Source organism: Sphingobium sp. TCM1, from assembly GCF_001650725.1.
In the GTDB taxonomy this organism is placed as follows: Bacteria; Pseudomonadota; Alphaproteobacteria; order Sphingomonadales; family Sphingomonadaceae; genus Sphingobium.
Genome location: NZ_LXVX01000005.1, coordinates 231,395 through 251,575, shown reverse-complemented (window position 1 = coordinate 251,575; position 20,181 = coordinate 231,395). Strand labels below are relative to the sequence as shown.

The 20,181-nt window shown below is 66.7% G+C and carries 17 protein-coding genes and 1 riboswitch; all 17 genes read right to left on the bottom strand.

Annotated elements, in window-relative coordinates; all coding sequences use genetic code 11:
- Positions 1–63: 63 nt before the first annotated feature.
- Positions 64–708 carry a DUF938 domain-containing protein gene (locus A7Q26_RS05595; RefSeq protein ID WP_066857766.1) on the bottom strand — a complete coding sequence of 215 codons (645 nt, stop codon included), beginning with the start codon at positions 706–708 and terminating at the stop codon, positions 64–66.
- Positions 705–2,279 carry an aminomethyl-transferring glycine dehydrogenase subunit GcvPB gene (gene gcvPB, locus A7Q26_RS05590; protein ID WP_066857763.1) on the bottom strand — a complete coding sequence of 525 codons (1,575 nt, stop codon included), beginning with the start codon at positions 2,277–2,279 and terminating at the stop codon, positions 705–707. Before gcvPB ends, A7Q26_RS05595 begins: the two co-directional genes overlap by 4 nt.
- Positions 2,276–3,634, bottom strand: a complete 1,359-nt coding sequence (gene gcvPA / locus A7Q26_RS05585) for an aminomethyl-transferring glycine dehydrogenase subunit GcvPA (protein WP_066858065.1) — start codon at positions 3,632–3,634, stop codon at positions 2,276–2,278. Before gcvPA ends, gcvPB begins: the two co-directional genes overlap by 4 nt.
- Before the next feature lie 114 nt (positions 3,635–3,748).
- Entirely contained in the window at positions 3,749–4,120 is a 372-nt protein-coding gene (gene gcvH, locus A7Q26_RS05580; RefSeq protein WP_066857760.1) for a glycine cleavage system protein GcvH, read from the bottom strand.
- A gap of 65 nt (positions 4,121–4,185) precedes the next feature.
- Positions 4,186–5,337 carry a glycine cleavage system aminomethyltransferase GcvT gene (gene gcvT, locus A7Q26_RS05575; RefSeq protein WP_066857756.1) on the bottom strand — a complete coding sequence of 384 codons (1,152 nt, stop codon included), beginning with the start codon at positions 5,335–5,337 and terminating at the stop codon, positions 4,186–4,188.
- 173 nt (positions 5,338–5,510) lie between these two features.
- Positions 5,511–5,611, bottom strand: a riboswitch (glycine riboswitch).
- Positions 5,612–5,707: 96 nt separating this feature from the next.
- The gene (locus tag A7Q26_RS05570) at positions 5,708–6,862 is read right to left on the bottom strand and encodes a deoxyguanosinetriphosphate triphosphohydrolase (RefSeq protein WP_066857753.1); all 1,155 of its coding nucleotides are present in this window, start codon (positions 6,860–6,862) and stop codon (positions 5,708–5,710) included.
- A gap of 151 nt (positions 6,863–7,013) precedes the next feature.
- Positions 7,014–8,906, bottom strand: coding sequence for a tetratricopeptide repeat protein (locus tag A7Q26_RS05565; protein ID WP_066857750.1), 1,893 nt, complete (start codon positions 8,904–8,906; stop codon positions 7,014–7,016).
- 128 nt (positions 8,907–9,034) lie between these two features.
- Positions 9,035–10,462, bottom strand: a complete 1,428-nt coding sequence (ftsZ, locus tag A7Q26_RS05560) for a cell division protein FtsZ (protein ID WP_066857747.1) — start codon at positions 10,460–10,462, stop codon at positions 9,035–9,037.
- Between the two features lie 108 nt (positions 10,463–10,570).
- Positions 10,571–11,854 (bottom strand): cell division protein FtsA, encoded by a 1,284-nt coding sequence (ftsA, locus tag A7Q26_RS05555; RefSeq protein ID WP_066857744.1) that lies wholly within the window; start codon positions 11,852–11,854, stop codon positions 10,571–10,573.
- Between the two features lie 5 nt (positions 11,855–11,859).
- Positions 11,860–12,804 carry a cell division protein FtsQ/DivIB gene (locus tag A7Q26_RS05550; RefSeq protein ID WP_066857741.1) on the bottom strand — a complete coding sequence of 315 codons (945 nt, stop codon included), beginning with the start codon at positions 12,802–12,804 and terminating at the stop codon, positions 11,860–11,862.
- A complete protein-coding gene (locus tag A7Q26_RS05545; RefSeq protein WP_066857738.1) occupies positions 12,797–13,747 on the bottom strand; it encodes a D-alanine--D-alanine ligase in 951 nt (316 codons plus the stop codon). Before A7Q26_RS05545 ends, A7Q26_RS05550 begins: the two co-directional genes overlap by 8 nt.
- Before the next feature lie 115 nt (positions 13,748–13,862).
- The gene (gene murB, locus A7Q26_RS05540; protein ID WP_198162853.1) at positions 13,863–14,762 is read right to left on the bottom strand and encodes a UDP-N-acetylmuramate dehydrogenase; all 900 of its coding nucleotides are present in this window, start codon (positions 14,760–14,762) and stop codon (positions 13,863–13,865) included.
- On the bottom strand, positions 14,759–14,956 hold the full coding sequence (locus A7Q26_RS05535) for a hypothetical protein (protein WP_066858057.1): 198 nt from the start codon (positions 14,954–14,956) through the stop codon (positions 14,759–14,761). The genes murB and A7Q26_RS05535 overlap by 4 nt, the downstream gene beginning before the upstream one ends.
- Complete coding sequence (murC, locus tag A7Q26_RS05530; protein ID WP_066857735.1) at positions 14,956–16,383, bottom strand: UDP-N-acetylmuramate--L-alanine ligase; 1,428 nt, start codon at positions 16,381–16,383, stop codon at positions 14,956–14,958. Before murC ends, A7Q26_RS05535 begins: the two co-directional genes overlap by 1 nt.
- Positions 16,380–17,546 carry an undecaprenyldiphospho-muramoylpentapeptide beta-N-acetylglucosaminyltransferase gene (gene murG, locus A7Q26_RS05525; protein WP_066857732.1) on the bottom strand — a complete coding sequence of 389 codons (1,167 nt, stop codon included), beginning with the start codon at positions 17,544–17,546 and terminating at the stop codon, positions 16,380–16,382. The genes murC and murG overlap by 4 nt, the downstream gene beginning before the upstream one ends.
- A complete protein-coding gene (locus A7Q26_RS05520) occupies positions 17,543–18,745 on the bottom strand; it encodes an FtsW/RodA/SpoVE family cell cycle protein (protein ID WP_066857729.1) in 1,203 nt (400 codons plus the stop codon). The genes murG and A7Q26_RS05520 overlap by 4 nt, the downstream gene beginning before the upstream one ends.
- 39 nt (positions 18,746–18,784) lie before the next feature.
- On the bottom strand, positions 18,785–20,179 hold the full coding sequence (murD, locus tag A7Q26_RS05515) for a UDP-N-acetylmuramoyl-L-alanine--D-glutamate ligase (RefSeq protein ID WP_066857726.1): 1,395 nt from the start codon (positions 20,177–20,179) through the stop codon (positions 18,785–18,787).
- Positions 20,180–20,181 lie beyond the last annotated feature (2 nt).

Here is a 20,181-nt window from a genome sequence, read left to right as displayed (position 1 = left end):
TCTCGCCGTTGCGAGCGCCGCGACGAAGGATAGTGCCAGCCTTCGCAGGAGCAGGGCCTTGTTTCAATCCCGGCGTCGAAACAACAGCGACAGATTGTTGGCGGGCATTTCGACCAGCCGGTCGAACGCCAGCCCTTCCGCCTCAGCCGCCACGATCACATCCTCCAGACGCCGCAGCCCCCAGCGCGGGTCGCGGGCCTTGAGCGAGGCGTCGAAGGCGCGGTTGCCGGGGGCGGTTTCCACCCCGTCGCGGAGATAGGGGCCGTAGAGATAGAGGAGGCCGCCGCGCGGCAGCGCGGCCCCTGCCCGTTCGAGCAGCCCGACCGTCGCGGTCCATGGACTGATATGGACCATGTTGATGCAGAGGATCGCATCGGCCTGCGCGATCGGCCAGTCACCTGTCGTGTCCAGCCGGAGCGGCGCGCGGAGATTGGGCAGCCTTGCTTCGGCCCGCCAGGCCGCGATCGAGGCGAGCGCCGCCGGGTCGGGATCGGTTGGCTGCCAGTCGAGATCGGGAAAGGCGACAGCGAAATGGACAGCATGTTCGCCACTGCCGCTCGCTACCTCCAGCACCAGACCGGAGGATGGCAGCTGGTCGCGCAGCACGCCAAGGATGGCGTCGCGGTTGCGTTCGGTCGCAGGGGCATATCGCTTGCCCGCCGCGACGGGGCCGGAACCGGGTTCCCACGGTTCCGGCCTGTCCGTCATTCGGCGGCCTGCGCCAGCGCGGCTTCTGTCCAGGTCAGCACCGGCTTGCGCGCGGCCAGCGTTTCGTCGAGGCGGCGGCGCGGGGCGTGATAGGGCGCGCCCTTGAGCGCCTCGTCCCCGGCCTTGGCGCGCTGCGCCAGGCTGCGCAGCGCCAGGATGAACTGGTCGAGCGCGGCCTTGCTTTCCGTCTCGGTCGGTTCGACCAGCATCGCGCCATGGACGACCAGCGGGAAATACATGGTCATCGGGTGGAAGCCCTCGTCGATCAGCCCCTTGGCGATGTCGAGCGTGGTGAAGCCTTCTGCCAGTCCCTTATCGCTGAACAGCGCTTCGTGCATACAGGGACCACTGGCGGCGAAGGGCGCGTCCAGCACATCCTCCAGGCTGCGCAGGATATAGTTGGCGTTGAGCACCGCATCCTCCGCCACCTGCCGCAGGCCGTCCGCGCCATGGCTGAGGATGTAGGTGAGCGCGCGGGTGAACATGCCCATCTGACCATGGAAGGCCGACATGCGGCCGAAACTCTGTGGCATTTCCTCGCCGACATTCTCCTCCTCGATCAGGTGGATGCTGCCGTCGGCCATGCGCGCGGTATAGGGGAGCGGGCCGAAGGGCGCGAGCGCTTCGGACAGCACCACCGGCCCCGAACCGGGACCGCCGCCGCCATGCGGCGTGGAGAAGGTCTTGTGCAGGTTGATGTGCATCGCATCGACGCCGAGGTCGCCGGGGCGGACCCGGCCGACGATCGCGTTGAAGTTCGCGCCGTCGCAATAGACGAACCCCCCTGCGGCATGGACCGCATCGGAGATCGTCTTCATGTCGCGCTCGAACAGGCCGCAGGTGTTGGGGTTGGTGATCATCACCGCCGCCACGTCCGGGCCGAGACGGGCCTTGAGCGCTTCCAGATCGACACGGCCGTCCGGGGTCGCGGGAATATCCTCCACCTTGTAGCCGCAGAAGGCGGCGGTGGCGGGATTGGTGCCGTGCGCGCTTTCGGGCACCAGCACGACCTGCCGCGCGTCGCCGCGCGCTTCCAGCGCGGCGCGGATGCAGAGCAGGCCGCACAGTTCGCCATGGGCGCCGGCCTTGGGGGTCATGGCAACGCCATGCATCCCGGTCAGCTTGATCAGCCAGACGGCCAGTTCGTTGATGACGCCCAGCGCGCCCTGCACCGTCGATTGGGGTGCGAGGGGGTGAACGTCGGCAAAGCCCGGCATCCGGGCGACCTTCTCGTTAAGGCGCGGATTATGCTTCATCGTGCAGGAGCCGAGCGGGAACAGGCCGAGGTCGATGGCATAGTTCTGGCGGCTGAGGCGCGTATAGTGGCGCACCGTTTCCGGCTCCGACAGGCCGGGCAGGCCGATGGAGTCGGTACGGGCGAGAGTGCCGAGGCGACTGGCGACCTTCGGCGCATCGGCCAGATCGACGCCGGTGGTGGCGGTCGATCCGATCTCGAAGATCAGCGCTTCCTCCAGCATCAGCGCACGATTGCCCGTGGCGGTCGCGGGGGAGCTGTCCAGTTCGTCGACGGCTTGCGGCGCGGTGGGGCGGCCTTCCTTCAGCATGGTCATGCCAGTTCCTCCTCAAGCGCCTTGGCAAGGGTTTCGATATCCTCAGCAGTTACCGTCTCTGTGACGGCGACGACCAGGCCGTGGCCGATCTCCGGCGCGGCCGGGAAGAGACGGCCGAGCGAGACGCCGCCCAGCACGCCCCTGTCGGCGAGGTTGCGGACGACGTCGCGCGCGTCCTTCGACAGGATCAGCGTGAATTCGTTGAAGAAGCTGTCGTTGAGCAAGGTCACGCCCGGCACCTGAGCCAGACGGTCGGCGGCCTGAACCGCAAGACCGTGGTTGAGCGCCGCGAGATCGCGCAGGCCCCGCTCGCCCAGCAGGGTCATGTGGATGCTGAACGCCAGCGCGCACAGGCCCGAATTGGTGCAGATGTTCGACGTCGCCTTCTCACGGCGGATATGCTGTTCGCGGGTGGAGAGGGTCAGCACGAAGCCGCGCTTGCCCGCCGCGTCCACCGTCTCGCCGCACAGGCGGCCGGGCATCTGGCGGACATATTTCTGCTTGCACCCGAAGAGGCCGAGATAGGGCCCGCCGAACTGGAGGCCGACGCCGATCGACTGGCCTTCGCCGACGACAATGTCCGCGCCCATATGGCCTGGCGCCTTGATCGCACCGAGGGCTACCGGCTCCGTCACAACCGCGACCAGCAGCGCCCCGGCCGCATGGGCGGCGTCGGCGAGCGGGGTCAGGTCGGCGATGCGGCCCAATATGTCGGGATATTGCACGACGACGCAGCTCGTATCCTTGTCGATGGCAGCGATCAGCCCGTCGATGTCGGTCGCGGCGTCGAGCGTGGGCGCTTCATGCACCAGCGCGTCGCCGGTGAACTTCGCCATGGTGTTGGCGACCGAGACATAATGGGGATGCAGGCCGGACGAGAGCAGTGCCTTGCCCCGCTTGGTGATGCGACGGGCCATGCCGATCGCTTCCCAGCAGGCGGTCGAGCCATCATACATGGAGGCGTTCGCCACGTCGCAGCCCAGCAGGCGCGCCACCTGGGTCTGGAATTCGAACAGCACCTGGAGCGTGCCCTGCGCGATTTCCGGCTGGTAGGGCGTGTAGGCGGTCAGGAACTCGCCGCGCTGGATCAGATGATCGACGCTGGCCGGGACATGGTGCTTGTACGCACCCGCTCCCAGGAAGAAAGGCGCTTCCCCCGCCGACAGGTTTTTCCGCGCAAGCGCCGCCATGTGGCGTTCGACCGCCAGTTCGCTGGCATGATCGGGCAAGTCCGCGATCTTGCCGCTGAGGCGGGCTTCAGCGGGGACATCCACGAACAGGTCGTCGATCGACGTCGCGCCGATGACGGACAGCATCTCCTGACGGTCGGTGTCGGTAAGGGGTAGATAGCGCATGATTTTTTCCTGCGGCGTCATTCCCGCGAAGGCGGGAACCCAACTCCAGACCTTGCGCCAAGCGGGACGCCGGGGAGATGGGCCCCCGCCTGCGCGGGGATGACGATTAAGAGATCAGAGACTCGCCACGAATTTCTTGTAGGCGGCTTCGGTCATCAGGCCTTCCAGCTCGCTGGCGTCGGTGATGCGCAGCTTGAAGAACCAGCCATCTTCCTCGGCATCGCTGTTGACCAGCGCGGGTTCGTCCTCCAGCGCGCTGTTGCTTTCGACCACTTCGCCCGAGATCGGCGCATAGACGTCCGACGCGGCCTTGACCGATTCCACCACGGCGGCGTCGTCGCCCTTCTCGAAATTCGTGCCTTCGGCAGGCAGTTCGACGAACACGATGTCGCCCAGCTGTTCCTGGGCATAATCGGTGATGCCGACGGTGGCGATGTCGCCCTCCACGTCGATCCATTCATGTTCGTCGGTGAAATAGCGGCTCATGATGATACTCCCCGGAATGATTTGCTTGAAATCATGACCAACAAAAACGTCGGAAAGAATAAGGTTCAGGCCTTGCGGCGGTAACGATGCGGCACGAAGGGCATCGCGGCAACCGTGGCGGATATGCGCTTGCCGCGAACCTCGATTTCCAGCGCCGTGCCCTCCGCGCTGTGCGGCAGGCTGACCCAGCCCATGGCGATCGGCGCGCCGACGGTCGGCGCGAAGCCGCCCGACGTGACTTCCCCGACCTGCGCGCCGGCGGCAAAGATCGGCGCGCCTTCGCGGGCCGGCAGGCGCCCCTCGATCTTCAGCCCCACGCGCTTCGACCCCGGCCCATCGGCCAGTTCCTTGATTACGCGGGCATGGCCGATGAAGCCGCCTTCCTCGCGGCGGCGCTTCTGGATGGCGAAGCCTAGGTCCGCGCCGATGGTGCTGACGGCGGGCGACAGGTCATGGCCGTAGAGCGGTAGCCCGGCTTCCAGACGCAGCGAGTCGCGCGCGCCAAGGCCGATCGGCTTGACCTGCGGCAGGTCGCACAGCGCATCCGCCAGCAGGGTCGCATCCTGCGCCGGCACGCTGATCTCGAACCCGTCCTCTCCGGTATAGCCCGACCGGCTGATCCACAGCGGAACGCCGCGCCAGGCGAAGAGACCCGACTGCATGAAGATGAGGTCGGCGGTTTCGGGAATCAGCGCGGCAAGCGCCTCGCCCGCTTCCGGTCCTTGCAGCGCCAGCAGCGCCTGATCGTCCATGTGATTCATCACGACTTCGTCGGGCAGATGTTCGATCATCCAGCCGATATCGTCATATTTGGTCGCACCGTTCACGACCATGTAGATGGCGGCCCCATCGAAGGCGCCGTCGCCCGGCCGCGACACCATCAAATCGTCGAGAATGCCGCCTTCTTCATCCAGCAGCATCGAATAGCGCTGGCGGAAAGGCTTTAGCCCCTTGATGTCGCTGGGCAGCAGATATTCGAGCGCCTCGTCCACGCCCTCGCCCGAAAAGGCGATCTGGCCCATATGGCTGACGTCGAACAGACCGGCATGTTCGCGGGTCCAGGCATGTTCCGCCATGATGCCGTCATACTGGATCGGCATATGATAGCCGGCGAAACCGACCATGCGCGCGCCTCTGGCGCGGTGCCAGGCGTCGAGCGGCAGTTCCTGCAGCGGCAATTCTTCTTCGAGGTGGGCGACGTCATCAGTGCCGGACATGGAGCGGCCTTTCCGTGCGAGTTGCTGGCGACAAACGGCGCGGCCCGGAATCGGACCCGTCCTTTCTGCCACCCCCTCTGTCACGGAACCTGAGAGCTTTGACCAGCGGCCTTGCGGCCGACAAGCTTACCCCTTCGGTGGGACGGGAAGCCGTCCGCTTTCCAGAGTGCCTTGCGCGCGATGCGGTCCTTTGGCCTGAGAGATTCCGGGGCGGTTGCTCCTTCGGCGACGGGCAAGGCCTCAAAGGCTTCCCATGCTCTCCCGCATCGTGCCCCGCTGCCGAATCCACAGCACCGGGAGACAATTGTGCAATGCGTCAAAGGCGTGGCGGCGTCAATCGCAACTTCGCCTGCCCCCCAAAAGGGCGAGATCAGGCGAGCACCCCGCCGAAAATCTCCGCATGGCGCTTTTCGGCATAGCGGTCGGTCATGCCCGCGATGAAGTCGGCGATGTGGCGGCTGCGGGTCGGTTCCTCCAACGCGCAGTCGTCGCGCCATTCAGCGGGCATCAGGGCCGGATCGGCCTGATAGGCGCGGAACAGGTCGGTGACGATCACCCGCGCGCGGTCCGCCGCCGCGAGCTGATCGGGATGATGATAGAGGGTCGCGTACATGAAGCGCTTCAGTTCGCGTTCCTGTGCCGCCAGTGCGGGCGAGAAGGCGACCAGCGTGCGACCGAGCGTCCGGACATCCGCGACCGTCTCGACGCCGGACTCCGCGATGTTCCGCCGGGTCGCCTCGATCAGGTCGTTGGCCATGACGCCGATCTGCTCACGCACCAGTTCGCGCAGCAGCCGGTCCTGCGGCACGTCGGGATAGCGGGCGCGCACCCGATCCCAGCTGTGGCGCACCAACGGCACGTCCAGCAACTGTTCGAGCGTCAGCAGCCCGGCGCGCAGGCCATCGTCTATGTCATGATTGTCATAGGCGATGTCGTCGGAAATGGCGGCAAGCTGCGCCTCCAGCGAGGCGTGGCTCGTCAGGTCGAGCGGAAACATCCCGTCCAGTTCCCGCATCGCCCAGCCCGGACTGGCGATCGGGCCATTATGCTTGGCCAGCCCCTCCAGCATTTCCCAGCTGAGATTGAGACCACGGAAGCGCGGATAGGGGCTTTCCAGCAGCATCAGCGTCCGAAGCGTATGGGCGTTGTGATCGAACCCGCCATGATCGTCGAGCGCGACCTCCAGCGCATCCTCCCCGGCGTGGCCGAAGGGGGGGTGGCCAATGTCATGCGCGAGACAGAGGGCTTCGGTCAGATCCTCGTTCAGCCCCAGCGTGCGCGCGGTGGTGCGGCCGATCTGCGCGACCTCCAGGCTGTGGGTCAGGCGGACGCGAAAATGATCGCCGTCGGGCGAGACGAACACCTGCGTCTTGTGCCGCAGCCGACGGAAGGCGATCGAATGGATGATCCGGTCCCGGTCGCGCTGGAAGACATCGCGCGGCCCCCGCATCTCCCCGCCCGGCTCGGCATGGAGGCGGCCACGGCTGGCGGCGGGATGGCAGGCATAGGGCGCGAGCGTCGTCATGCGGTGCCTCTTAGAACAGGTTCGATCAATATTGAACGGCTACCGATTCCCGTGGGGCATTTTGCGGCCGGCCGCGTGGACCTTCTGGCCCTTCCCCCTCAAGGGAGGAGGAATGACCTGGACTGATCGCCCCGCCCCTCGGGCGGACCGATCAATCGCCCGGCAATTTCTCGACCACCTCGCCGGCGTCGCTCTTCCAGGCGAAAACGTCGGCGCCGGCGGCCTTCAGCTTGGCCTCCAGTTCCTTGGCGCGGGCGAAACTGGCGAAGGGGCCGACGAGCAGGCGATTGGTGCGGCTCCAGCTGGCGCTCCAGGCATCCTGCGGCGCGAGCGTCGCGTATTTCCGGCGCAGGCCCTTCATGGTGAAGCCGAGCGCCGACTTGCTCTGGCCGACGCCGACCTGGAGCCAGTTGCGCGACGGGTTGGCGGCGAGGCGCTTCTTTTCCTCGGCTTCCTTCTTCGCCTTGGCGTCTGCCTCCGCCTTGGCCTTGGTGGCGGCTTCCTTCTTCGCCTTGTCCGCCGCCGCCTTCGCCGCGGCCTGACGCTCGGCGCGGCGTTGAGCCTGAAGCGCGGCGATCTCATTCAGGTCGACGGCGGCGACGCTAGCCTGCCGCTCGGTGTCGGGCACGTCGATCGCACGGATGATGTCGGCCAGCGTCCGCGTCGCCTCCGGGTTGGGCGAGGGCGGCACCGGGGTGATGGGCTGGACCGACGACGGCGCGGATTCCGTCGCCGGAGGCTGCGTTGGCGGAGGCGCAGCCGCCTGCGACGCTGGCGGCGTGGCCGGCGTCCCGGCCTGGGCCAGCGCGATCGCGTTGAGTTGCGAGCCGGCATTGGAGGGCTGCGGCGTCGGGCGCGGCGGACTGTCGAACGATTCAAAACCGGGCGCCGGCGGTCCCTGCACCGATGGGGAGGGCGTGGAGGGGATCGTGGGCTGGCGCGCGGAGGGCGGCGGCGCCATTTGTGCCGTCGCGGCGGCTGGTGTCGACAGAGCCGGACGCGCAGCGGACGGTGGGGGCGTCTGCGCCTGCGCGACCTGTGCCGGGGCGGTCGTCGGCACCGGCGGACGCTGGGCCGATGCCACGGCGCGGGAGGTGGGCAGACCTTCGGCGCGGGCGATCCGCGCCGCCGCGCGCTGCTGGCGACGCTGTTCGGCGCGGCTGAGCGGCTTGGCCTGGGCCGGCGGGATGGTGGCAGGCGCGGCCGCGACAACGGCGGGAGGCTTCGGCGCGACCGCGACGCCCGGCGCGGGCGGCGTCGGCGTGATCGCGGCGATCGTCGTGCCAGTCTGCGCCGGGAATTGCCCGAAATGAACCGCCGCCGCCTTCTGCGACGCAGTCAGATAGGGCATTTTCTGCATATAGGGCGTGATCGCCGCGGCGAGTTGCGCGGGCATGGTCTCATCGGCGATCTTCTTCGCTTCGGCCTGCCGGTTGTTCATCGCGTAGATGAAGGCGCGATAGCGCCAGGCCGCACGGTCACTCTTGTAGAGCAACGGCTCCAGCATCCTGTCGGCCCCCTGCACCTGCCCCGATATGCCGAGCGAGGCGGCATATCGACGACGCAGTTCGGCATCGTCGGGGGTGCGGGCGAGCGCCGCCTGATAGTCGCGCTGCGCCCCAGCCTGGTCGCCGGTCATGTCGCGCGCAAGTCCGCGATCAGCGAGGATGCCGGTGTCGGGATAGCCGAGGCGGGACGCCTGATCGAACAGCCGCGCGGCTTCGGCCGGATTCTGCAATTTCAGCATGACCCGCGCCAGCCCCGCCTTGATCCGGCCATTGCCGCTCTCGATCGCATCGGCCCGCGCGAAGAAGCCGGCGGCGCCATGGGGGTCGTCCAGCGCGAGCGCCGCTTCACCCGCCCCGATCAGCGCGGCGACATCACGAGGATTACTCGCAAGCCGGGTGAGATGGGTGTTGAGATCGGCAGCGTCGGTCGGGCGCGCGATCTGCGCCTGATCGGTCTGGGCCAGGGCGGGACTGGCGGAAATCAGGCCACCGACAGAAACGGTGGAGACGAGAATCCAGGCAAGAGATTGTATCACATGCCCGCCTTAACCGATCCGGGGTGAATGGCAAATTGATGTCACAAAAAAGCGCGCCGGGCCGCTCCGGACGACCGATGGCGCGCTCATTTTGGCGGCGGCGCGCGGCGGAACCGCGCGGCCGATCCTTACTGGTTGCTCTGCCGGTTGAGGAAGCGCGGGATGTCAACCCCCGGCGCGCTCTCGTCGGAACTGGGCGCTTTCTCGCTGCCACGGGTCAGGCCCGCCATCCGCTCGAACAGGGTGCCGCCGGTGGCGACGCGCGGTGCGGGCTGGGCCGGCGCGGCCGGAGCGGGGGCGGGCTGTTCGGCATTGTCTGCGCCCAGCACCAGCTCATCCTGGTCCGGCCCCTCGTCGGAGAAGACGGCCGCGGGCCTCGCCGGGGCGGCCACGACGGGCTTTTCGACCGGCGCGGGGGCCGGCGCTTCGGGCACGTCCAGTTCCAGCGTCTCCGGTTCGGGCGCGGGTGCGGGGATCGGCTGCGGCGCGGGCGCGACGGCAGCCGGACGCGACGCAGGCTGCGGCACGGCGACGGTCGGGCGGCTGGCGAAGCTGAAAGGCTGGGTCAGGGGCGCAGCCTGGGCGCCGACATCGCTGTCGATGCCGGTCGCCACGACCGAGACGCGAATCTTGCCGTTCAGATTGTCGTTGAACGCGCTGCCCCAGATGATGTTGGCGTCCGGATCGACCAGTTCGCGGATATGGTTGGCGGCCTCGTCCACTTCCATCAGGCGCATGTCGTCGCCGCCCACGATCGAGACGATGACGCCCTTAGCGCCGCGCATCGACACGCCGTCGAGCAGCGGGTTGGCGATCGCCTTCTCGGCGGCCTGGAGCGCGCGGCCATCGCCTTCGGCTTCGCCGGTGCCCATCATCGCCTTACCCATTTCGCCCATCACCGAACGGACGTCAGCGAAGTCGAGGTTGATGAGGCCCGGCATGATCATGAGGTCGGTGATCGACCGCACGCCCTGTTGCAGCACCTCGTCCGCCATCTGGAACGCTTCCTTGAAGGTCGTGTTCGGGTTGGCGATCAGGAAGAGATTCTGGTTCGGGATGACGATGAGCGTATCGACATGCTTCTGAAGCTCCTCGATGCCGCTTTCCGCCGACTTCATGCGGCGATTGCCCTCGAAGGTGAAGGGCTTTGTCACGACGCCGACGGTCAGGATGCCGCGTTCGCGCGCCGCCTTGGCGATGACGGGGGCCGCGCCGGTGCCGGTGCCGCCGCCCATGCCGGCGGTGATGAAGCACATATGCGCACCGTCGAGCGCCTGTTCGACCGACGCGATGGTTTCCTCCGCCGCCGCCTTGCCGATTTCGGGCCGCGAACCCGCGCCCAGCCCTTCGGTGATCTGCGGGCCGAGCTGGATGCGGCGTTCGGCCGGCGAGCTGTTGAGCGCCTGCGCATCGGTATTGGCCACGATGAAGTCAACGCCTTCGACCGAGGCGGCGATCATGTTCGCGATGGCATTGCCGCCCGCGCCGCCGACGCCGATTACCGCGATGCGCGGCTTCAGTTCGTCCACATGAGGCGGGCTGATCTCAATGCTCATATTTACTGCTCCCTCAGCTTCCTCGTCAGGAAGCAACACCGTCATCATTTGTTAACACCAGAAAATAGAGGATTTCACCAGCTATTTTCGTCTTTGCGTTCATTCATATCAATAGTTGGTCCGCATCGCGCGCATCATGCGCTGCCACCATTGGGGCGCGCCAAGACGATGCACGGTCTGCGGCGCGGGCGCCATCGTGCGGAGATCAACCGGGTTGGAAGCGCCGTAAAGCGCGAGTCCCGCCAATGTCGCGAAAGCCGGCCCACTATGCGCTTCGGGCATGGCGGACAAGCCCCTTGGCCGCCCGATCCGCACGGCCCGGCCCAAAGCGCCCTGCGCATAATCGGCAATGCCCTTCATTTCCGCGCCGCCGCCGGTCAGCACGACCTGGCGCCCGGTGCTGTTGAAGCCCATGCCCGACAGCGCCGCATTCACTTCGGTCATGATCTGGTTCAGCCGTTCGCAGATGACGCCGACGAGCGCGGCGCGGGTGATCTTGCCCCCTTCCGCATTCGGCCCGGCTGCCTGCCCCGGCACCGCCACCTCGCCATGGGGCGGTGCGATCTCGATCATCTCGCGAAAATCGCGGGGGTTCTGCATCGCGGAACCGTAGAAGCACTTGATCCGCTCCGCCTGGCTGCGGCGGATGCCGAAGGCCGAGGCGATGTCGTCGGTAATGTCGGACGCGCCGAACGGAATGGAATGGAGGCCCACCAGCATTCCGCCAGCATAAAGCGAGACATTGGTGACGCCCGCGCCCAGTTCCACCAGCGCGACGCCGAGGTCGCGCTCCTCCTCCGACAAACATGCGAGGCCGGTCGCGATCGGCGAGGCAACGATCGAATTGACGTTGAGATAGGCGCCGCGCACGCACAGGTCGAGATTGGCGAGCGGCGCGCCGTCGGCCAGCACCACATGGATGTCGACGCCCAGAAGATCCGCGTGCATCCCCAGCGGCTTCTTGACCGGCACCTTGCCGTTGATGGTGAAGCAGGTCGGCTGCGCATGGAGGACGATGCGGCCATCGGGGTCGATGCCCTGCTGGCCGGTGGTGAGGAGGTCGTCAATGTCCGCCTGCTCGACGCGATAGCCGCCCATGTCGCGCTCGACCGTGACGACGTCGCTCACCAGGCTGCCGCCCGAGAAGCTGACCCAGACATCCTCGATATTGGTGCCGGCGACCCGCTCGGCCTGCTCCACCGTTTCGCGCACGGCGAGTTCCGTCCGCTCCATGTCGGCGATGAAGCCCCGGCGCACGCCCCGGCTTTCGCGCTGGCCCGTGCCCAGGATCGCGAGTTCGCCGGTGTCGGTGCGGCCGGCGATCAGCGCCGACACTTTCCAGGAGCCAATGTCGATCGCGGTGATGAGCTTTTCGACCTTGGGCTGCGCCATGGACCTTAGCCTTCCTCGCCTTCGTCCGGCGTCTTGGCGGCAGCGGCCGCCGCGTCCACCGGCTTTTCCTCGACCCGACCCTGCGGCAGGCGCAGCACGAACCGGTCGGGATCACGCATGTCGAACTTGACGATGCCCCGGCCGAGCAGCCGGTTGACCCCGTCCATCCGCGCGAAATTCACCAAGGCGGATGCCGAATCCCTGTCGCCTTCCGGCAGGGAGAGGGTTTCCCCCGACTGAAAGCGCAGATCCCAGCGGCGGTTCCCGACCCAGGTCGCCCCGGCCAGCATGGGTTTCAAGGCAGGGGCGTTTTCCATCAGCTTGTTGAGGCCCGCAGTCTGGAGATTGGCGTTGGGGCCGACGACCAGGGGCAGGTCTGGCATGGCACCCGCAGACACCGACTGGAGCACGACCCCGGCCACGTCGATCAGGTGCAACTGGCCCTCATGCTGCCAGACGGCCACCGGATCGCGCTCGACGATGTCGACCACGAGAGTGTCGGGCAGGCGGCGGGAAATGCGCGCATCCTTGACCCAGCCGAGTTTCAGCATGTCCTCGCGGACCCTGGGCAGGTCCAGCGAAAGCATGGAGCGGTCCACCTGCCCCAGCGCGATATTGTAGACGGGCAGTTCGTCCATCCGTTCGACGCCGCGCACCTCGACCTTCTCGACCTCGAAGCCGGCGCGCGCGGCGATGTCCGCCGCCTGCTGCCGCACCATGCCGGGCAGACCCATGAAGATGGCGATGGCGATCACCAGACCGCCGACGATGGCGACGATGACCCAGCTGGCCATGCGCTGGAGCGTGGCTTCGCTGACCGGCAGCAGTTCGATCAGCTGGTCGACCCAGCTGCGGCGCTTGAGCGTGCGGCCACGGCTGCCTTTCGTCGCCCTGCCCCTGGCGCTGCTCAGCCGCGCGGTGCCGCCGCGCCTGATCCGTGCTTCAGCCATCTTGCTTACCCCCGGCGCGGTTCAGCGCCTCCTCGACAATAGTCTCCACCAGCGTCGCATAGTCAATGCCCAGTTTCGCCGCCTGTTCGGGAACGAGGCTCAAGGGCGTCATGCCCGGCTGGGTATTGACCTCCAGCAGATAGAGGCCTTCCACCCCCTGATTATCATCCCAGCGGAAATCGGCCCGCGACGCGCCCTTGCAGCCCAGCAGCTGGTGGGCGCGCAGCGCGATCGCCTTGCACGCCTCGCTGATCTCCGCCGGGATGTCGGCGGGGCAGACATGTTCGGTCATGCCATCGGTATATTTGGCGTCGAAATCATAGAAGCCGCTCTTGGGGCGGAGTTCCGTCACCAGCAGCGCCTCGTCGCCCAGCACGGCGGTGGTGAGTTCGCGGCCGCGAATATAGGGTTCGGCGAGCAGTTGGGGGAAATCCTGCCATGGGCCAACGGCATCGCGCGCGATCGGATTGCCGTAATTGCCCTCGGCCGTGACGATGGCGACGCCGACCGAGCTGCCTTCATTGACGGGTTTCAGCACATAGGGACGCGGCATCGGGTCTGCGGCGAAGAGGCTTTCGCTCTCCACGATATGGCCGCCGGGCATGGGGATGCCGTGGGGGACGAGCGCCTGCTTGGTCAATTGCTTGTCGATGGCGATGACCGATGTGGCGAGGCCGCTATGGGTGTAGGTGAGACCCATCAGGTCCATCATGCCCTGCACCGTGCCGTCTTCGCCGGGGACGCCGTGGAGCGCGTTGAAGATCACATCCGCCTTCGTTTCGGCAAGGCGCGCGGCGACGTTTCGATCCATGTCGATCCGCGTGACCCGATGCCCGCGCGATTCCAGCGCCTTGGCGACGCCCTCCCCGCTCGACAGCGACACCGGCCGCTCCGCCGACCAGCCGCCCATCAGGACGGCGACATGCCAGGGACCACGGGTCATGCGTAACACTCCACACTAAAACCGTTCGGGCTGAGCTTGTCGAAGCCCCGCCCTTCACTTTTTAAAGAAGGAAAGCCCTTCGACAGGCTCAGGGCGAACGGATTGGGAGCATTGTTCACTTCGCCAACCCCACGCGCTGGATTTCCCATTCCAGCTCGACGCCGCTCTTTGCCTTGACGCGGCGGCGGACCTCCTCGCCCAATGCCTCGATGTCGGCGCTGGTGGCGTCGCCTGTGTTGAGCAGGAAATTGGTGTGCTTTTCGCTCACCTGCGCGCCGCCCAGAGCCAGGCCGCGACAGCCCGCTTCGTCCACCAGCGCCCAGGCCTTGTGGCCATCCGGGTTCTTGAAGGTCGAGCCGCCGGTCTTGCTGCGCAGCGGCTGGCTTTCCTCGCGCGCGGCGGCAATGCGGTCCATTTCGGCCTGGATCGCAGCGGGTTCGCCGGGATGGCCGCGAAAGGTCGCGGACACCACGACCGCGCCATCGGGCAGGGTCGAATGACGATAGCTATAGCCAAGGTCGGCGTTGGACAGCGTCACCCGCTCGCCCGAACGAAGCACGACGTCGCATTCGGCCAGTATGTCGCAGGTTTCGCGGCCATAGGCGCCGCCGTTCATCCGCACGAAGCCGCCGACCGTGCCGGGGATGGAGCGGAGAAATTCGAGGCCCGCAATGCCTGCGTCGCGCGCGGTCGAGGAGACGAGGATGCCCGATGCGCCGCCGCCGCACAGGAGCGTGGTGGCGTCAAGGCTCTCGACCTTCGCGAAAGCTTTGCCCAGCCGCACGACCACGCCCGGCACGCCGCCGTCGCGGACGATGAGGTTGGAACCGAGGCCGAGCGCCATCACCGGCATCGCCGGATCGAGCGCCGCGAGGAAGGCGGAGAGATCGTCCGCATCCTTCGGCTCGAACAGCCATTGCGCCGCGCCGCCCGCCTTGAACCAGACGAGCGGGGCCAGCGGAGCGTCGGCCTTGAGCGTGCCGCGAACGGCCGGAAGGGTGGCGGTCGCAGTCAACCGCGAATGCCCCAGAGGTTCATCCAGCTCTTCATCGCCTTCATGCCCGCTTCGTTGGCCTGGGTCGCGGCAAGGCCGGTTTCGACCTGGCGCTGCGCCGCCTCCACCATGTCGCGCGCGGCTTCGACGCCCTGCATCTGGACGTCGATCATGCGCTTCTGCATTTCGAGGCCAACGGCGAACAGCTCGAACATCAGGCGGTTTCCTTGACCTTTGCCGAGACGGCCGCCGCAAGGCCCGCGGCCCATTTGGTGATGTCGCCCGCACCCAGGCAGATAATCATGTCGTCGGGCTGGATATCGGCCGCGACCAGCGCGACGAGATCGTCGGCGTCGGTGACGGTCGAGGCATGGCGATGCCCGCGTCGCTTGAGGCCGGCGACCAGCGCCGCGCTGTCCACGCCCTCGATCGGCTGTTCGCCGGCGGTATAGACCGGGGCGGCATAGACGATGTCGGCATCGTTGAACGCCTGCTGGAACTCATCCATCAGGTCGCGCAGGCGGGTGAAGCGGTGCGGCTGGACCACGGCGATGACGCGGCCTTTCGCGCCTTCGCGGGCGGCGGCGAGGACCGCCCTGATCTCGACCGGATGGTGGCCATAATCGTCGATGACGGTCGCAGTACCGCCGCCCACGGCGATTTCGCCCACCTTGGTGAAGCGGCGCTTCACGCCGCCGAACTTGGCGAAGCCGGTCTGGATGGTCGCGTCGTCGATGCCCATTTGCAGCGCCACACCGATCGCCGCCATGGCATTGAGCACATTGTGGCGGCCGGGCATCGGCATTTCGATTCCCTCGATGCGGCGGACCGACCCGTCACGCTCGCGAATCTGCACGTCGAAGCGGTTGCCGCCGGGAATCGGCTGGACATTCTCGCCCCGAATGTCGGCCTGCGCGGAAAAACCATAGGTGACGATCCGGCGGTCCTGCACCCGCGGCAGGATGGCCTGCACTTCGGGATGGTCGAGGCAGAGCATCGCAGCACCATAGAAGGGCACATTGCCGACGAACTCGACAAAGGCGTCCTTCACCCGGTCGAACGAGCCGTAATGGTCGAGATGCTCCGGATCGATATTGGTCACGACCGCGATCGTGCCGTCGAGACGCAGGAAGCTGCCGTCGCTCTCGTCGGCCTCCACCACCATCCAGTCGCTATTGCCCAGCCGCGCGTTGGAGCCATAGCTGTTGATGATGCCGCCGTTGATGACGGTCGGATCGACCCCGCCCGCGTCCAGCAGCGCCGCGACCATCGAGGTGGTCGTGGTCTTGCCATGAGTGCCTGCCACCGCGACGGTGGATTTGAGGCGCATCAGTTCGGCCAGCATTTCGGCGCGGCGGATCACCGGGATGCGGGTTTCCAGCGCCAGTTCGACCTCCGGATTGCCGCGCTTGATCGCGGTAGAGGTGACGACCACGGCAGCGTCGCCGAGATTTTCGGCCTTGTGGCCGATCATCACCTTGATGCCCTTCTTGCGCAGCCCTTCGACGACATAGCCCTCGGCCACGTCGGACCCCTGCACGCTGTAACCCAGATTATGCATGACTTCGGCGATACCGGACATGCCGATGCCGCCGATGCCGATGAAATGGATCGTGCCGATGTCGGTGCCGACACCCTTCATGCGGGAACTCCCTGGAGATTGAGGCTGGTCGGCGTAGGGCCGACCTTTACGGGATCATTCATGATCGGCGCCTTGCCGATGCTTTCGAGCAGGTCGGCCATGTCGCGCGCCGCATTGGGGCGACCGCAATTCCACGCGCGCTTCGCCGCATTCTGAAGCGCGCCCGGCTCCATCGCCATCTTCTGCATCTGCTTGGCGAGTTCGACCGCCGTGAAGCGCGCCTGCGGGATGGTGCGTGCGCCGCCCGCCTCGGTCATTTCCCTGGCATTGGCGGTCTGGTGATCGTCCATCGCACTGGGCAGCGGAATGAGGATCGCCGGGCGGCCCGCGCAGGTCAGCTCGGCGAGCGTCGATGCGCCAGCGCGCGCGATCACCAGATGCGACCAGCCGAGCTTTTCCGGCACATCGTTGAAATAGGTGGCGAGGTCGGCGGGAATTTCCATCTCCGCATAGACCTTGCGCACACGCTCGATATCTTCGGCGCGGCACTGCTGCGTCACCTGAAGGCGGCGACGGAGCGCGACCGGCAGCATCGACAATCCCTCTGGCACGACGCTCGACAATACGGTCGCGCCCTGGCTGCCGCCGATCACCAGCACGCGGAAGACGCTTTCGTCGGTCAGCGCGGGAAACTCCTCCTCGCGCAACTGCTTCACTTCCTCGCGCACGGGGTTGCCGACCAGATGCACCTTGGCGGCATATCTGTGCTTGAGGCGCTGGACGTCGGGATAGGCGGTGGCGATGGCGTCCACGCGCCCGGCGAGCAGGCGGTTGACCCGGCCCAGCACCGCATTTTGTTCATGAATGGCGGTCGGGATGCCGTCCGCCAGTGCGCCCAGCAACGCGGGCATGGCGGGATAACCGCCGAAGCCGACGACGGCGGTGGGGCGGAAGGTTTCATTGAGGCGACGGGCCATGGCGCGGCCGGCGAGGATCGCCTTCAATGCGCCCGGCCAGCTCGCCGGATTTTTCGTCATGCGCCCGGCCGGCATGACATGGACCTGTGCCTTATCGAAGATACCGGGAATTTTGGCGCCGCGCTCATCGGTGACGAGGGCGACATGATGACCGCGCGCTATCAGCTCCTCGGCCACGGCATGGGCTGGAATCATATGACCCCCCGTCCCGCCGGCGGCGAGGACGAAGTGACGGGAAATGCTCATCGACCACTCCATTTGACGACCGTGTGCCGACCCATGAAGGGGTTGCGCCGCGTGAATGCGAGCAGCAGGCCGACGCCGATACAAAGCGCCAGCATAGAGGAGCCACCGTAGCTGATAAAGGGCAGCGTCATGCCCTTCGACGGAAATATCTGCGCATTGACGCCCATGTTGATGATCGCCTGCAAGCCGAACTGGGTGGTGAGGCCCGCGGCGGCGAGGATGGTGAAATTATCTTCCTCGTCCAACAGGCGCAGCAGCACCCGCACCACGATGGCAAGATAGACGCAGGCGATGGCGATGCAGGCGAGCAGGCCGAACTCCTCGCCGATGACGGAGAAGATATAGTCGGTATGCGCTTCGGGCAGGCGAAACTTGTTCTGGCCGCCGCCCGGCCCGACGCCGGTGAAGCCGCCATGGGTGATGGTGCGGAAGGCAAGGTCGGTCTGGTCCGGGCCGGTGTCCATCTGCACGCCGATGCCCAGGAAGTCGTTGATCCGCTGCCGGCCATTTTCGTAGAACATGTAGACTCCGACCAGCCCCGCAAGGCCCGCGCCGCCAAGCATCGCGATCCAGCGCATTTCCAGGCCCGACAGCAGCAGCAGGCAGCCCCAGCAGGCCAGGAAGATCACCGTCTGGCCAAAATCGGGCTGCTGCATCAGCACCGCCGCGATCAGCAGCGTCATCGCGCCGGTCAACTGCATCACCGGCAGATTCTGGTCCTTGGCGCGCAGCGACAGCAGCCAGGCCAGCGTCACCACATAGGCGGGCTTGAGGAATTCCGAAGGCTGGAAGCGGAAGCCGGGCAGGTCGATCCAGCGCTTGGCGCCGTTCACCGTCGACCCCAGCAGCGGCACGAACAGCAGCATCAGGAAGAAGAAGGCGCACATGAAGATAGCCAGCCGCCGCGCCTGCGGCCGGGGCAGCATGGAGATGACCAGCATGATCGGCAGGCCGATGAATACCCACATGAGCTGGCGATAGAAATAGATGAGCGGGTTGACCGCGACCTGCGCGGTCGAGCGGTCGATCGCGGCGACGGGGGATGCGGCGGCGACGGCGACCAGCCCGATCGCCATCAGCGCGACGATCAGCGACAGGAGGACGCGGTCGATTTCCCAGAACCAGATGGCGAGCGCCGTCCGCTCGCGCGGGACGGTGCGGGTGCGAAAGCCCTTCACCAGTTCGCCAGCCCTGGACATGCCTGTTCCCCTTCTGCTCATCGCCGCCCCATGGCCTTCCTATTCCAGCGCGTTCACGGCCGCAGCGAACGCATCGCCGCGCGCCTCGAAATCGCGGAACTGGTCGAAACTGGCGCAGGCCGGCGACAGCAGCACAATATCGCCCGGCCGGGCCACCCGCGCGGCGCGGCGGACGGCGGCGCTTAGCATCTCGCTGTCGTCCACCGCCATATGCGGACGCAGCAGGTCGGCGAACATATGGCCCGCTTCGCCGATGGTGTAGGCGTGGGCGACATTGGCGAAATGCGGAGCGCACTCGTCCAGATTGTCGGACTTGGCGACGCCGCCCAAGATCCAGTGGATACGGGGCTTGCCGTCGATCGCGGGCCAGGCGGCGAGCGCGGGCGCGGTCGAGGCGGCATTGGTCGCCTTGCTGTCATTGACGTAGAGGACGCCATTGCGGGTCGCCACGGCCTGCATCCGGTGGGGGAGAGAGGCGTAGCTGGCAAGGGCGTTGACGATGGTGTCCGTGTCGATGCCCAGCGCCTTTGCGACAGCGATCGCGACAGCCGCGTTCTGGGCGTTGTGCGGGCCTTGCAAAGCGGGCCAGCCTAGCTGTTCGACGGGGTCGATGTCGGACGAAGCCACCTCCACCACATCCTCCCCGCGGAGGCGAGGAACCATCTCCCCGGCGTGGATACCGGGCGCCAGGTCGGGAGATGGGTTGCCGCCTTGGCGGGAATGACGGACGATATGGGCGATGGTGCGGCTCGGCTCGTCCTCCGTAGCGATGACCGCGACATGCGCGGCCGACTGCATTTCAAACAGCCGCGCTTTCGACGCAATATAGCCCTCGAAGCCATTATAGCGATCCAGATGATCCGGCGTGATGTTGAGCAGCACCGCGACGTCGCAGTCCAGGCTGTGGGTCAGGTCGATCTGGTAGCTGGACAGTTCCAGCACATAGACGCCCACGCCGTGCAGGTTCGGCTCCAGCGGCGGCTGGCTGAGGATCGGCAGGCCGATATTGCCGCCCATCACGGCGGGATAGCCGGCCTGCTCGATGATGTGATGGATCAGCGCGGTCGTGGTCGACTTGCCGTTGGTGCCGGTGATGCCCACGACCTTGTGCGGCGGCAGCGTCGGCCGTGCGAGCGCGAACAGTTCGATGTCGCCGATGATCGGGACGCCCGCCAGCTTCGCGCGCATGGCGATGGGATGCTTGTTCAACGGCACTCCGGGCGAAACGACCACCCCGTCGAAGCCGGCCAGGTCGATCTCCATCGGATCGCCCAGTTCCGCCTTTCCCTCCACCAGCGCGCGGGCTTCCTCACGACTGTCCCAGGCAACGACGCGCGCGCCGCTCGCCACCAGCGTGTCGACGGTGGCGAGGCCCGACCGGGCCAGCCCCAGCACGGCGTAGGTCTTGCCTGCAAAAGCGTCCGAAACGATCATCC